We start from the raw sequence: 15638 nt of genomic DNA, 5'->3' as shown, positions 1-15638 counted from the left end.
TTATCAAAAGTAAATTATTCAAAAATAAAATTTAAAAACGTAAATGGCGTGCTGCTTTTCTTAGTCGATCATCCCCACGTCTGTCATAACGCTGAGTTGTCATAATACTGGCATGACCCATTGCATCTTTTACAGTCACAATATCTTCTCCATTATCAAGCATTGCGGAAGCAAAAGTTCTTCGAAGATCATGAGGAGCAAATTTATCAATACCACTTTCTTGCTGACGAGTTTCTAAAATATAGTAAATAGCTTGGTCTGTAATTCGTTCAGTTGTTACATCGTCAAAACGACGAATTCGAGTGAAAAGAGGGCCATCTTGAGTACCTCTTATTTCATCAATCCATAATTGAACGCGATCCCAAGTATCATCGGGCATATAAGACATTCTTTCTTTATTACCTTTACCTCTGACAAGAAAAGCTTGATCACGAAATTGAATATGCTCGTAATTAATAGCGACTATTTCTGAACGGCGTAACCCGCAACCTAATAACACACTTAATATTGCGGCATCTCTTAAACCTTTCGATGAATTGTCTTTTTCACAACTTTTAAATAAAGCACGAATTTCACTACTCGTTAGAGCTCGACCTTTAGGGAGTCGACTTCCTCTTACCGATTTAACTTGGCGGATATGCTGATAACTTTCAGTATCCATTTGTTTCATTGCCCAAGCTTCTAAAGCGACGCCTTTTAAAGCAGCAAGATAAGTATTGATAGTGGCGGGGGCTTTATTGGCATCAGATAACATATCAATAATGGCTTGAATATGATGCCGGCGAAGTGCTCCCCACTGGCAATTTTTGAGAGAAGAAAAACCAATCATCTTAGCAACAATAGTTAAAAACGATCCCATTGTTTGACGACTACGTTTTGAACCCAAACTCATTAAATATGCCATTGCAGGATTAGTATGAGCGGGTGAGGTGAATGTTGCATTCAGATCCAATAATGCTTGTTTTTCAGACAAAACTAGCGATGTTTCAGGTGTTAATTCCTGATCGTCGTGGTGAAATTCCACTGTGATTTCCTTATTAAATCAACATAACCATGATGAATATTCTAACAGATCCAAAAAAGAAAAAAGCTACTTTTTCAAAGGATCATTTTAATAAGTAGAATGGATCTTGTTTGTTTTATCATCAATTGGAATGTTAATTGAACATAGTTAGTGTAAATAGTAATCGAGTTGAATTGTCTCTAAAATTAAGAATAGATTTCTTTCAGAAAAAATGTAGGGAATAAGACGAATAATAGGAGATGAGCTAAGGTTTCGTACCCAAGATCTTCATTTTTCTCTGTTTAAAAATAAGGAAGAAATTGGGTACGAAATAGAAAAATGACTATTTAAATTTACTCTTTATAAATAGCAACAACAGGTTTTCCATCATTACCGATTGTGCCACGGTACATACCTTCAGAATTAAAACTCATCGTATAGTTGCCTGACTTATCTAATACGATAACACCACCACTTCCATTAATAGCTTTGACTTCATCAAGTGCATTTTGTGCCGCTATTTCTAAAGGTAGATTTTGATATTTAACTTGGGCGGCAATATTAAAGGCGGTTAATGTACGGATAAACATTTCACCAGAACCCGTTGCAGATACAGCAACTGTTTCATTATCGGCATAGTTACCTGCGCCAATAATAGGGGAATCGCCTACTCGGCCATAGCGTTTATTAGTCATTCCGCCAGTTGAAGTTCCAGCTGCTAAATTACCATGTTGATCCAGAGCAACTGCACCTACTGTGCCATATTTATAATCGTACATCATCGGATCAACAAAAAGTGCAGCTGTTTTTCCATCATGATCTAAAACGACTTGTTCTTTTTCTATCGCTTTTTGGAGTTGTTGCCAGCGATTTTCGGTACGGAAATAAGAAGGGTCTACAATTGTCAGCCCTTGTTCTTTAGCAAAAACATCTGCGCCATTTGATACCATTAAAACATGAGGGCTTTTTTCCATTACTGCAATAGCTGCATTGATAGGATTTTTAACTGTAGTGACTCCAGCAACAGCACCGGCATTGCGTGTTTTTCCATCCATAATAGAAGCATCAAGTTCATTACGTCCATCATGGGTAAAAACGGCGCCTTTTCCTGCATTAAAGAGAGGCGAATCTTCCATTACGTTAATTGATTTTTGAACCGCTTCTATACTAGTGCCTCCGTTATTCAAAACAGCATATCCTGCGTTTAATGCTTCAGTCAGTTTTTCTTTATATTCTTTTTCTTGCTCAGGGGTGATAGTGTCTTTAGTAATTGTGCCTGCACCACCATGAATAACAAGGCGAATAGGGGATTGGGTATTAGCATAAACAGAGGTAGCAAATAGAGTGCAAAGTGTCATTGTGGCGAGTTTATATTTTATATTATTCATATAACCCTTCTTATTTTAGATTAAAATTAATTTGATATTTTCATATGTTTTCTTACCGCTTTATTCCTAAGTTCTAATTAATTACGTAAGTTAGCTATAATAACTAACTGCAATAATCACTATATAAAAAGTTTAAGACATAAGTGGTCTGAACACTTGAATTTATTTCTGATTTATCGATCTCTGTCATAGGGTGATTTTACTTTACGATTTATTTTATAACATATTCAAGTGGTTACATTTTTTAGAGGTTATTTTTATATCAGAAGAAATATGTTAAGTAAGTAATAATATATTCAATTTAAAATTAATAATGCTATTTTTACTGATTATTTCTAGGTATTTAAAATAAGTATTTAAAAATAGGCTTCAATTAATTTATGCAATAAATTCAATCTGTTGCTATAGATGGTTACATTACAGTTAACTAATAATTAGTTATTTTATAAAAGAAAATAAAAAGACAAGTATCGTTTTAATATTGATAAGCGATTGATAACAAATTGTTATTATTTCGTTTGTATTTGAATGTAATAAAAAGGTGTTTTTTATATACAATTTGTGTGCTTCTTCGAATAATCAAAAAGGGATAATGGATTCTGTGATAAAAGCACTACATTAATTTGAGTTAAGGCTCTATTATAGTAACATAATATTTATAATTCATAAGGTTAGCTTTTAACATTTTATTTTTTTATTAGGTATGAGTTAGCTTTATTAATACAAATGAACTATTTTTAAATATAGATAAAATAAAAAATTAATCAGTTTTTACTATTTAACTATTTTCTGACATACAGCAGATAAACACATTTTGGGTATTATTTTATGGCTAAAGGAAGGTTAAATAATTTATATGAAAAATCAAAAAAAGAGTCGTTTTTTTGTTTACGGTATTATTCTTATCGCGATAATTGCTGCCGGTGTTTTTTGGTGGAAATCCCAAGCACCGACACTTCCTTCTGGATTTGCTCAAAGTAATGGGAGAATAGAAGCAACCGAAATTGATATATCAACAAAAAGTCCAGGAAGAATAGACTCTATTTTAGTGCAAGAAGGTGATTTTGTTAAAGCGGGTGAAGTTTTAGCCAATATGGATACTCGTACACTTAAAGAACAACTTCATGAAGTTCAAGCACAATTAAATCAAGCAAAAAGCAGTGTTGTTACTGCTCAATCTGCATTATCACAACGTAACAGCGAACAACTTGCTGCCCAAGCGGTGGTTCGTCAACGTATTGCTGAACTGGATGCAGCACAAAAAAGGCTCAATCGTTCTCGCGCATTAGTAAAAACCAATGCTATTTCTATTCAACAATTAGATGATGATATCGCCAGAACTGAAGGGGCTAGAGCTGCCGTTGAAGCTGCCAAAGCGCAAGAAACGGCAACCGTAGCTGCTATTGAATCTGCAAAAGCGGGCATTATTCAAGCAAATACAAAAGTAGATGCCGCAACAGCAACCGAAAGACGCATCATGGCTGAATTAGATGACAGTATTTTAAAAGCCCCTCGTAATGGTCGTGTTCAATATCGTGTTGCTGAGCCAGGCGAAGTTTTAGGCGCTGGCGGTCGTGTGTTAAATATGGTTGATTTAAGTGATGTTTATATGACCTTCTTTTTACCAACTGAAGCGGCAGGTCAAGCAGCTTTAGGTAGTGACGTTCATATTATTTTAGATGCAGCCCCTCATATTGTTATTCCTGCAAAAACGACTTATGTCGCTAGTGTTGCTCAATTTACGCCTAAAACGGTTGAAACGGATAATGAAAGACTGAAATTGATGTTTCGTGTAAGAGCGAGAATTTCACCTGAGTTACTTGAAAAACATCTTGAATATGTAAAAACCGGATTACCAGGTCGTGCTTATATTCGATTAGATAACAATCAATCTTGGCCAACTGATTTAGAGGTGAAATTACCACAATGAGTCAAACAATGAGAACGCAAAGTCATTCTCATATCATTGAATTGACTCATGTATCCCAACATTATGGCGATACCAAAGCACTTGATGATGTGACATTGACTATTCCAGCAGGAAAAATGGTCGGCCTAATAGGCCCTGACGGTGTAGGTAAATCGAGTTTAATTTCTCTTATCTCAGGAGCCAGAGAGATTCAAACAGGGCAAGTCATTGTTTTAAATGGTGATATGAATGATGTTGAACATCGAAGGGCTGTTTGTCCTCGTATTGCTTATATGCCACAAGGATTAGGTAAAAACCTTTATCACACACTTTCTGTTTTTGAAAACGTTGATTTTTTTGGCCGTCTATTTGGTCAATCAAAACAAGAACGAGCAGAGCGTATAAACGACTTACTTGAAAGTACGGGTTTAGCGCCGTTTCGTGACAGACCAGCAGGTAAACTTTCTGGTGGGATGAAACAGAAACTGGGTTTATGTTGTGCATTAATTCATGATCCTGAATTACTTATTCTAGATGAACCGACAACAGGGGTTGACCCTTTATCTCGTGCTCAATTTTGGGAGTTAATTAATCGTATCCGTAAACGCCAAACAAACATGAGCGTGTTAGTTGCGACTGCTTACATGGAAGAGGCTGAGCGCTTTGATTGGCTGGTTGCTATGGATGCCGGAAAAGTTTTAGCAACAGGTCATGCCAATGAATTAAAAGCACAAACTCATACGGATGAATTAGAAGCCGCTTTTATTGAGTTGTTACCTGAAGAAAAGAAAAAGAATCATCAAAAAGTAATTATTCCTCCTAGAGATAAAAGCGACGATGATGTGATTGCCATTGAAGCTAAAGATCTAACCATGCGTTTTGGTCAATTTGTTGCGGTTGATCATGTGAGCTTTCGTATTCCTAAAGGCGAAATTTTTGGATTTTTGGGATCAAATGGTTGTGGTAAATCAACCACAATGAAAATGCTGACGGGATTATTAGAGGCTAGTGAGGGGCGAGCTTGGTTATTTGGTCAAGAAGTTGACCCTAAAGATATCGAAACTCGTCGTCGAGTGGGGTATATGTCGCAAGCCTTTTCACTTTATAGTGAATTAACGGTACGACAAAATCTAGAATTACATGCCAAACTTTTCCATATTCCTGAAGAAGAAATTCCTCTACAAGTTAAGGCGATGAGTGAGCGTTTTAATTTAACTGATGTTGAAGATGTCCTTCCTGATGGTTTGCCATTAGGTATTCGCCAACGTTTATCCCTTGCAGTCGCAGTTATTCATAAACCTGAGATGTTGATACTGGATGAACCAACCTCAGGGGTTGACCCTATTGCTCGAGATATGTTCTGGAACTTGATGGTTGACTTATCAAGACGTGACGGTGTCACTATTTTTATTTCAACCCATTTCATGAATGAAGCCGCACGCTGTGACCGAATGTCACTTATGCATGCGGGTAAAGTTTTAGTCACTGATACTCCGAGTAATTTAGTCAAAAATAGTCAATTTGATACCCTTGAAGAAGTCTTTATTGATTATCTTAAGAAGGCATCGGGTGAACAGGAAAACCCTGAACTTAATGAAAAAACACTACAACTTCCCGCATCTAGCGATGAAAGTGCAGAAAAAGCCTTAAAACAACGATTTAGTCTACGACGTTTATTTAGCTATAGTATTCGTGAAGGAATGGAGTTGCGTCGTGATCCTGTGCGTCTAACACTGGCGTTATTAGGAACGGTTATTCTCATGTTTATTATGGGATATGGAATTAGCATGGACGTTGAAAACTTACGCTTTGGTATAATGGATAGAGACCAAACGGGTTTAAGTCAAGCATATAGCCAAAATCTGTCAGGTTCTCGTTATTTTATTGAAAAAGCACCAATCACTGATTATGACCAACTTGAACGTCGGCTACGTAGTGGCGATATCACCGTTGCAATTGAAATTCCGCCTAACTTTGCCCGTGATGTTGCAAAGGGAAATACTGTAAAAATAGGCGTTTGGATAGATGGTGCGATGCCAAATCGAGCTGAAACAGTACGTGGTTATATTCAGGCAATGCACTTAACATGGATGCTTGATATGGCAATGCGTCAACCAACAAACGTGGTTGATAAATTATCACCAATTAATATCGAAACACGTTATCGTTATAATCCAGATGTAAAAAGCTTACCTGCTATTGTACCGGCTGTTATCCCACTTTTATTAATGATGATCCCTGCAATGTTAAGTGCATTGAGTGTGGTACGTGAAAAAGAGCTGGGTTCTATTATTAATCTTTATGTTACACCTGTTACCAAGGCTGAGTTTTTATTAGGTAAACAATTTCCTTATATTTTATTGGGAATGTTTAACTTTTTTATGCTCTGTGCGCTTTCAGTCTTTGTATTTGGCGTCAGTTTTAAAGGCAGTATGCTTACGCTCTCTTTAGGGGCATTGCTCTATATTACGATCGCAACAGGGATGGGGTTATTAATCTCTTGTTTCATGAAAAGTCAGATTGCCGCTATTTTTGGTACTTCAATTATTACCTTAATTCCAGCAACACAATTTTCAGGAATGATTGACCCTGTTTCATCATTAGAAGGCATTGGTAAATGGATAGGGCATGTTTATCCGACTTCTCATTTCTTAACTATCGCAAGAGGGACTTTTTCTAAAGGATTAAACCTTTTTGATTTGCCTTGGTCTTTTATTCCTTTGCTTATTACTATCCCTATCGTAATTGGGCTAAGTGTCTTTTTCTTGAAAAAGCAGGAGGCTTAAATGTGGCACACAATGCAAAATGTATTTAACTTAGGTATAAAAGAGCTACGAAGCCTCTCACGTGATAAGGCCATGCTGGCATTAATTGTGTTTGCTTTTACCGTATCGATTTACTCATCTGCAACGGTAACACCGGGTTCATTACACCATGCACCGATTGCGGTTGCTGATCAGGATAAATCACAATTATCTGCACGTATTGTAAATAGTTTTTATATGCCTTATTTTTTGCCACCTGCAGATATCACTCCTGAGCAAATAGATGGTTTGTTAGACAGAGGCGCTTATACGTTTGCATTAGATATTCCACCTAATTTTCAGCGCGATCTTTTAGCGGGTCGTAAACCGGAAATACAAGTTAATATCGATGCAACACGAATGAGCCAAGCTTTTTTAGGTAATAGTTATATACAAAATATTGTAATGGGAGAGGCGAAAACCTTTTTAGCCAAAAACAGAACCAATGACCCATTACCTGTTGATTTAGAAGTAAGAATGAGCTTTAACCCTAACCTAACACAATCTTGGTTTGGCTCTGTGATGGCAATTATCAATAATATCACTATGTTATCAATAGTATTAACAGGAGCTGCATTAATAAGGGAGCGAGAGCACGGAACCATTGAACATTTACTGGTTATGCCTGTAACTCCGTTTGAAATCATGCTTTCTAAGATATGGTCAATGGGTTTGGTTGTACTATTGGCATCGGTAATGTCGTTAGTCTTAGTGGTAAAAACCTTGCTTAATGTACCTATTGAAGGCTCGGTTTTACTGTTTATGTGTGGTGTTGCTTTAAGCTTATTTGCGACAACTTCTATTGGTATTTTCTTAGGTACAATGGCGCGTTCAATGCCACAATTTGGTTTATTGATGATTATGGTTTTACTACCACTAAATATGCTATCTGGTGGTATGACATCACGAGAAAGTATGCCTCAGTTTGTACAAGATGTAATGCAAACAATGCCAACAACACACTTCGTGAGTATAGCTCAGGCCATTTTATATCGTGGTGCTGATTTCTCTATTGTGTGGCCTCAATTTATTGTCTTAATTGTTATTGGGTCGGTATTTTTCTCATTAGCCTTATTACGTTTTAGAAAAACCATTTCGGCTATGGCCTAATAAATTTTAAATATTAATCGATAATTTAACCTATTCTCTTCTATTATTAAATATAGAAGGGGATAGGTTTTTTATTAATTAAATTATCTCCGCTTGGTGTTTTTACTTAAATATGGGGTTTTAATAATTAATATTTACAAGGGTAAATAGTATATTTAAGGTAAGACATTAAGTAAAACTCATTAGTAAATAACCTTACCCATTATCAAAATAATGAAATTAATATATTTTTATTGATTGTTTTAAAAATATTTAAAATAAGGTTGGTTTTATGAAGATAATAAGAATATTTAAAGTTGCAACAAGAGAAAGTAAATTTAATAAAGAAGAACAAATTGGTATAGATATAATGGATATTAAGCCAATTAGAGATAAATTATATTTACCTCACTCTATAAATGCTTGGTACACCACAACACTTAATGAACCGATGACTTTTATTCAACTTCCTACAGCGACATCCGGCTCCCAAATTTTACTTCATATCACTCAAGGTTCAGGTGCAAATCAAGTGACTTTTGTTGATGGTGTATTATGGCCTTTAGGTCGTAAACCTCTATTGTCATGGGATGAAAATGCTATTGATATGATCCAGTTTATTGCACTTAACGGGAAATGGATGGGGCGATTTATTGGGGGAGGTATGCATGTATCAGAATGATAATTTAATGTCTATATATAATTTGTTATTTGGTCATCAACGATTCTTAGATAATAATACCGGTTTAACAATGGATAGAAATAAACAACATTTTGTCTTTAATCTTGATGGTGTTTTATCAAATAATAGACACACAATAGGATATACACGTTTAGAATCACAGCCTAATGGAGATGCAACAACAGAAGGTCAATCTTTACAAATATTGGGTTATCTTTATGTATATAAGGCAACAAAGGATAAATATTGGTTAGATAAAGCAATTTGGTGCTTTGATGCCTATATTAAATATTTCTATCAAGATCAAACAATTCCCGACCCTCCTCATAATAGATGGTTAAGCCAATGGATTATTAATGGTAAAGAGCCCACGTTATCTAATTGGCCAATTAATTTTGATGAACCGACTAATTCAGGATTTATTGATACTGAAATTATGTTTGTTGATGGTATATGTCAAATACCCCATGGCACGCCTTATTGGGGAGAATATCTTGATATAGTGACACAAGCCTATCGTGGAGTATTATCTTATTCAAATATAAATGCCAGAGTTGTCGGAATTAATAATGATGGAAGTATTAATTGGAGTAAAAAGGGTGAATCCGTTGAATTAGCATGGTTGATTGATTTATACGGACGAAAAATTGATAAGCAAGGTTATGTATTAGAAGAAAATGCGATTGAACCCAAAGGCTATGTAAAAATGGCATCGCCAATTAATGGATTATGGAAATTGTGTCATGCAAATATTCAACCTGTAGAGAAAGGTGGCTTTCTGATAAAACGAAATATGGCATGGCATAATAGACCTCTTAATATCCCTATTATTGATAAACAGAACTATGGGAATGCTGCTGATGCAGAAGAGTGGTTTTTAGAGGCAAGTTATACATTATGGAAAATAACGAATGAACACCGTTATTGGTTAGCTTGGCGAAATAGCGCATTAATGTGCATGAGATATGCAAATATTGATTCTAATGATAAGTTCTTCAGACAATCTACTACTGAATTAAGTCCGTTTACTGACGGGATCTCCTATGAATATCATTATCCCAAAAATCGCCAGATTACTCTTGATAGGAATAAACAGGGATTTATCAGAATAAAAACGGATGGAAATGCTACGGTGACTTTAGAGCAGCAAAGTATTTCTAAGAAAATTGATAAAAACTCTAAAATAATCATTAATGTAGGAGGAGTGGATAAAAATAAAGCCCCATTAAACGTCAGAATTAATATGGGTATTATTCCGCAAAAGAACAGTCATGTTGTGAAAAATTGGTTTTTGTCACTACCTCATACTTATACAAATAATAACGTAATAAAATATGAATTCAGTGTGAGTTCGTTTATTCAAAAAGATGAAGATATTGAATACCTTACTGTTAATGATGTAGGGTATGTTGAACTGGGTGAAGATATCAAAACTTCATTTGAGTTTGAGGATAATGTTGTTGATGGTCGTTCAGCTGTTGTACAACATGTGGAACTTAAAAATAGCAGTAAAATGATGGTGGGTTTTTGGTTAACAGAAGAAGAAAAAACGGTTCCGACATCATTTACGTATAAATTGAATAGAAATAAATGGGAAATCATTATTTATGATGCTGAATTTTGGCGCTGGCACTGGACATTACCTGTAACAGGAGGCAAATGGTCTACTATTCAGCTAACACCTGAATCTCTTGAATTAACGACTTATCAACCTTATTACTCAGATGGCGAAATTAAGCCTAAGTATCCAAAATTACAAGCCGTATCTAGCGTTACTCTTGCTATAAATGAAGCTGAAAAAGAGAATAGCTCCGAACTTACTTGGTATTGCTTTAACGATATTCCCATTCATTTTAATGATCTTAATGGTTGGACGCATAAATTTTCAATAACCCTATCAGGTGATGATAGTTTTGAAGGACTTATTGGTGATTGTGATATTAGCTATAACGATCTCAATAAACTCGCTTATACCCCCGGAATTATTCCTTTTTCCAATAATTCTACAAAAGATTCCTCTCAATTCGATTCATGGCGTGGATTACCTTATCCTGGCTATCAACATCCTTTTATTTATATCCATGAAGAAAATGCACAAACTCATTTAGAAAATATGTGTCAGTTTTTGTTTGATGCCCAAAAGGCTTATGAAGAGAAGTTTAAGGTGAAAGGACCTGTTGCTATGGCCTATGTTTGGGATCGCTGGGATAACATTGAGTATGGTGAGGCAGATACCTTTATTTTTAATCATTGGGGGAGTGATGCTTGGGCAGGTTATCAACCTAGGGCTTTTGCTTCAGCAGCTAGAGCGTGGTATGAATTAGCCTTATGTGAAAAAAATATTCCTGAAAATCTTATTCAATTTACAAATAATTGGGTTGCTTATCTTATTCATTTTTTCGAAAAAGTAGGTGGATTCCCTTGCGAATTTCCTGCGGATTCTCCACCACCAGAAAAGCGAGATTTTGTCGGTCATATGACAGGATTGTGGCTATGTGGCCTTTGTTTTGCAGCACTGTCTGGGTGTAAAAACAGTAAATTAAATTGGATTATTGAAAAATCAGTTACTGAACTTATTGAACATTATCAAATTGTGTCTCCAACAAGCCCCATGAATGGGAGTTGGTCCCCAGCTGTAAGAGTCGGGAGCGATAATGGTATGTTCTATGGTTTTTGGTCTGGTGAGATCTTACGGGGATTAGGTATGTATATTTTATATAAACAAGAAAACTAATTAATAGATTAACTTTACCCATCCTCTAATAGTGTCAGTCATGGCATAAATCGATAACCGATCCCTGTTTCTGTTATTAAGTGTACAGGACATGTGGGATCGGTTTCTAATTTTTGACGCAAATGCCCCATATAAATACGTAAATAATGGCTATGCTCGACAAAATTAGGCCCCCAAACATGTTGCATTAAATGTCGTTGAGTAAGCACTTTACCACTGTTATTAACTAGTTCACTCAGTAAGCGAAATTCTGTTGGTGTCAAATGAACCTGTTCATTTTGGCGTGTGACAATACGATTAACCCAATCGATAGTAATATCACCAAAGGTAAATTGTGTGTTTTCAGTTTCTTGCTTTACAAAACGACGTAGTGAAGCCCTTACTCTGGCAAGTAGTTCACTAATGCCAAAAGGTTTCGTTAGATAATCATCAGCTCCAGCATCAAGTGCGTTTACTTTATCTTGTTCACCATCTCTTGCAGAAAGGACGATTACCGGCGTACTACTCCATTGGCGAAAATCTTGAATAAAACAGAGTCCGTCTTTATCTGGTAAACCGAGATCAAGAATAACCAAATCAGGTTTTCTTGATGCCGCTTCAATTAATCCTCGTTGACATTCAGAGGCCTCATAAACACGAAAACCTTCGTTCTCTAATGCTAGCCGAACAAAGCGTAAGATCTCTTTTTCATCTTCAACAATTAAAATGTTATATGGAGTCACTGTTTTATTTCAATCTCATCAATATCAGGGAGTGATTTTAAAGGTAAAACAAAGTGGAAACTTGCTCCACCTTTTTTATTGTTTTCAGCCCAAATTTCACCTTCATGTAAGCGAATAATCGCATTGCAAATCGCTAAACCTAATCCAACTCCAGGAATAGCTGATTCTTTTACTGCGCGTGAAAATTTATTGAAAATAAGCTGTAGCTGATCACTGGGAATACCATGACCTTCATCCCAAATTTCAACATGAATTTTTGTTTCTTCTGTGTAGGCTTTTATGCCTAACTTCGTGTTTGATGCTGTGTATTTAACTGCATTTTCTAGCAAATTAGTGATAACTCGTTCAATTAAATTGCTATCACAATAAAGCAATAGATCGGCTGAAATATCAATTTGTAATGGATGTTTATCTAGTAAATAAGAGAGTGAACGAATGGCACTTCCTGTAATTTCTTGTAGTGAGTTCCATTGTAAATTGACATGGAATCCACCTGATTGGATCCGAGCCATATCCAGTAAATTATTGACTAATCGTGAAGTTGTGAGAATTTGTTGTCGAATTTGGTTCACTTGCTCAGTGTGTGATGAACCTTCGGCACTTAAATCTAGAAGTAAAATCTCAGATTGACCAAAAAGCACAGTAAGAGGGGTTTTTAAATCATGAGAAAGAGCCGCTAAGAGGGCATTTCGTAATTGTTCTCGTTCTATATTAATTCGTGATTGTTCGGCCATTTCTGCCTGCTGTAATCGCTCAAGTGCATTGGCAATCAGTCCATTAAACGTTTGTAATAACTGTTGTTGTTCAGGAATAAGTAGCTGGCGAAGATTATTGGGTTCAATGGCTAAAATAGCTAAAACTTGTTGAGATGCCGTAATAGGGTGTAATTGATAAGGTACACTTGGAAGCGTATCAGTGCCTGCGCCAGCGATCTGATCTTTGTCATAACACCAACGCGCAATTGCATTATCAAGAGGTAAATGCCCCATTCCTTGAGCATGAAAAGGAGTTAATTCGTCTTGTTTATTGGGAATAAGTAAACAAACTTTGGCGTCAAATGCACTTGATAGAAAATGATAACTTGTCTGAGCAATTTCTTGTAAAGTTACAGCGCGACTAAGTTCTCTGGTCATTTCAAATAAATGGCGAGTGCGTTGTTCTCGATAACGTGCAACTCGTGTTTGATAACGCATACCTGCGGTTAAATTTCCCACGACTAGCCCAACAATAAGCATTACAGTAAATGTAATTAAATACTGCATATCTAAGACAGCGAGAGAAAAGTGAGGCTGTACAAAGAATAGGTCAAAGCTAATAACATTTATTAATGCGGCAAAAATGGAAGGGCGGCGACCAAAAAAGAGCGCGATTAATACAACACCCAATAAATAGAGTGTGACTAAATTGGCCTTATCAAGCGCTAATAGAAAAGTACGAGAAAATAAGGTTATTACTAAACATAATCCAATGGCTGTGAGATAACCTTTTAGATTTTGTCGCCATTTATCATTTTGCAGTTGTGGTATTTTAGTTTTGTAACGAAGCTCCTCATCACTAAGTGCAACGCTGATAACATGGAGATCGGGAGCGTATCGCGCTAATTTTTCAGCAAAACGCATACGTATCCAACGTTTTAGCCACTGCCACTTTTGATAAGCGCGCTGTCCAATAATGACTTTTCCTAAATTATGCTCTCTGGCATAACGGATCACCGCTTTTTCTGCATGATTGTCGGAGAGGATCGCGGTTCTTGCACCAAGATGTTGGGCCAGCTTTAATGAATGTAAAATTGCTCGGCGTTTATGTTCTCCAATTTGGTGAAGTTTAGGTGTTTCAACATAAATGGCATGCCATTGGCAACCAAAAGCAGCAGCATAACGTGCCGCTGTACGAACTAATTTATCATTACCACCATGAGCCCCCAGGCAAACCATTAAACTATCTGTAGTGTGCCAGACTGGGGCTGTTCCTTGACTATCACGGAATTCTTTAACTTGTGTATCAACACGATCGGCCATACGGCGTAAAGCTAATTCACGCAAGGCAATTAAATTACCTTTACGAAAAAAGTGTTCTATTGCACGCTCGGCTTGTCCTGCAATATACACTTTGCCTTCGTGTAATCGCTGTTGTAAATCGTCAGGTGGCAAATCCACCATAACCACTTCATCGGCACTATCAAAAATATAGTCAGGGATTGTTTCTTGAACTCGAATACCCGTAATACTACCAACAATATCATTAAGACTTTCAATGTGTTGTACATTTATCGTAGCAAGAACATCAATACCCGCATCCAATAACTCTTCAATATCTTGCCAGCGTTTAGGATGTCGGCATTTATGGGGATTACTAAATGCTAATTCATCCATTAAGATCACCGCAGGGTGCCTTGCTAAAGCGGCATCTAAATCAAATGCCGTTAATTTTCTACCATGATAATGAATACGTTGTGGTGGCAATACCGGCAATCCACTTAATAATGCTGCAGTTTCTTGGCGTTGATGTGTTTCAACCACGCCCACAAGAATATCTATACCTTGCTGGTGGAGGCGTTGAGCTTCTTGCAACATGGCGTAGGTTTTCCCTACGCCAGCACAAGCACCAAAAAATATTTTTAAACGCCCACGAGTTGTTGTTCGCGTTGAAGCGAGTAAATCATCAGGAGAAGGGCGTTGCCATTGTTGATCGTGTTCCATTCTATTGAATACTCGCTTTCTGTTGTTTTTCAGCACTTAATTTATCAAGTGCTTGATTCAGCATAAATACATTCACAACAGGCTCTCCCATAAATGACATTAATGGAGATATCGTGTTGTTTTTTATTAATTGTTCTATTTCATTTTTTGAAAGTTGACGTAACTGTGCAATATTTTCAACTTGGTAATAGGCTGCTTGTAATGAAATATGCGGATCAAGCCCACTTCCTGATGCAGTTACTAAATCCACGGGTACTATATGATGATTACCAACGTTTTTTTGCCATGTTTGAACACGTTTTACGACTTCATTTAGTAATAAAGGATTAGAAACTGCCAATTGGCTAGCACCTGATGCCATACTGTTATAAGGCCTTTCTGTTGTCATTGAAGGTCGGCTTTTAAAATAATCGGTTCGATTAAATTGTTGACCAATTAATTCAGAGCCAATGAGCGTGTCATCTTGATAAATAAGAGAACCCTTCGCTTGCCATGGGAATATTAAGTTAGCTAGTCCCGTTACTAAAAGAGGATAGGCCAGCCCAGTTATTAGTGTAAGTAATAATAACATTACTAATGATGAACGAAATAGAGGCATATATAACTCC

10 protein-coding genes are annotated in these 15638 nt (G+C 36.4%); 5 read left to right on the top strand and 5 right to left on the bottom strand.

Annotation, left to right across the window (positions count from 1 at the left end; all coding sequences use genetic code 11):
• Positions 1-31: 31 nt before the first annotated feature.
• Positions 32-1024 carry a tyrosine-type recombinase/integrase gene (locus LW139_RS10900; RefSeq protein ID WP_166541164.1) on the bottom strand — a complete coding sequence of 331 codons (993 nt, stop codon included), beginning with the start codon at positions 1022-1024 and terminating at the stop codon, positions 32-34.
• Positions 1025-1356: 332 nt separating this feature from the next.
• Positions 1357-2391: an isoaspartyl peptidase/L-asparaginase family protein gene (locus tag LW139_RS10895; RefSeq protein ID WP_247849936.1), complete on the bottom strand. Its 1035-nt coding sequence runs from the start codon at positions 2389-2391 to the stop codon at positions 1357-1359.
• Positions 2392-3247: 856 nt separating this feature from the next.
• Here LW139_RS10895 and LW139_RS10890 point away from each other — a divergent pair.
• From LW139_RS10890 to LW139_RS10870, 5 genes are all read left to right on the top strand, one after another.
• A complete protein-coding gene (locus LW139_RS10890; protein ID WP_166541166.1) occupies positions 3248-4321 on the top strand; it encodes an HlyD family secretion protein in 1074 nt (357 codons plus the stop codon).
• Positions 4322-4329: 8 nt separating this feature from the next.
• Complete coding sequence (gene rbbA / locus LW139_RS10885; RefSeq protein WP_227336957.1) at positions 4330-7086, top strand: ribosome-associated ATPase/putative transporter RbbA; 2757 nt, start codon at positions 4330-4332, stop codon at positions 7084-7086.
• Positions 7087-8214 carry an ABC transporter permease gene (locus LW139_RS10880; protein WP_166541168.1) on the top strand — a complete coding sequence of 376 codons (1128 nt, stop codon included), beginning with the start codon at positions 7087-7089 and terminating at the stop codon, positions 8212-8214.
• Between the two features lie 271 nt (positions 8215-8485).
• Complete coding sequence (locus LW139_RS10875) at positions 8486-8875, top strand: hypothetical protein (RefSeq protein ID WP_166541169.1); 390 nt, start codon at positions 8486-8488, stop codon at positions 8873-8875.
• Positions 8862-11609, top strand: a complete 2748-nt coding sequence (locus LW139_RS10870) for a phage tail protein (RefSeq protein ID WP_247849934.1) — start codon at positions 8862-8864, stop codon at positions 11607-11609. The genes LW139_RS10875 and LW139_RS10870 overlap by 14 nt, the downstream gene beginning before the upstream one ends.
• Before the next feature lie 38 nt (positions 11610-11647).
• On the opposite strand, the gene kdpE is transcribed toward LW139_RS10870, so the two are convergent.
• Genes kdpE through kdpC form a run of 3 tightly spaced genes read right to left on the bottom strand, consistent with a single transcriptional unit; the run spans position 11648 to position 15628 of the window.
• Positions 11648-12331 carry a two-component system response regulator KdpE gene (gene kdpE / locus LW139_RS10865; protein WP_166541171.1) on the bottom strand — a complete coding sequence of 228 codons (684 nt, stop codon included), beginning with the start codon at positions 12329-12331 and terminating at the stop codon, positions 11648-11650.
• Positions 12328-15030, bottom strand: coding sequence for a two-component system sensor histidine kinase KdpD (gene kdpD, locus LW139_RS10860; RefSeq protein WP_166541172.1), 2703 nt, complete (start codon positions 15028-15030; stop codon positions 12328-12330). Before kdpD ends, kdpE begins: the two co-directional genes overlap by 4 nt.
• Position 15031: 1 nt before the next feature.
• Complete coding sequence (gene kdpC / locus LW139_RS10855) at positions 15032-15628, bottom strand: potassium-transporting ATPase subunit KdpC (RefSeq protein WP_247849933.1); 597 nt, start codon at positions 15626-15628, stop codon at positions 15032-15034.
• Positions 15629-15638: the final 10 nt, after the last annotated feature.

The organism is Proteus vulgaris (genome assembly GCF_023100685.1).
Classification (GTDB): domain Bacteria; phylum Pseudomonadota; class Gammaproteobacteria; order Enterobacterales; family Enterobacteriaceae; genus Proteus.
Note: the sequence above shows the minus strand (reverse complement) of the source record. Positions and strands in the feature narration are given on the sequence as shown.

Bases quoted from the DNA above. Each gene is read 5' to 3' on its own strand.
- LW139_RS10895 (WP_247849936.1), bottom strand. From the start codon at position 2,391: ATGAATAATATAAAATATAAACTCGCCACAATGACACTTTGCACTCTA.
- LW139_RS10890 (WP_166541166.1), top strand. From the start codon at position 3,248: ATGAAAAATCAAAAAAAGAGTCGTTTTTTTGTTTACGGTATTATTCTT.
- rbbA (WP_227336957.1), top strand. From the start codon at position 4,330: ATGAGAACGCAAAGTCATTCTCATATCATTGAATTGACTCATGTATCC.
- LW139_RS10880 (WP_166541168.1), top strand. From the start codon at position 7,087: ATGTGGCACACAATGCAAAATGTATTTAACTTAGGTATAAAAGAGCTA.
- LW139_RS10875 (WP_166541169.1), top strand. From the start codon at position 8,486: ATGAAGATAATAAGAATATTTAAAGTTGCAACAAGAGAAAGTAAATTT.
- LW139_RS10870 (WP_247849934.1), top strand. From the start codon at position 8,862: ATGTATCAGAATGATAATTTAATGTCTATATATAATTTGTTATTTGGT.
- kdpD (WP_166541172.1), bottom strand. From the start codon at position 15,030: ATGGAACACGATCAACAATGGCAACGCCCTTCTCCTGATGATTTACTC.
- kdpC (WP_247849933.1), bottom strand. From the start codon at position 15,628: ATGCCTCTATTTCGTTCATCATTAGTAATGTTATTATTACTTACACTA.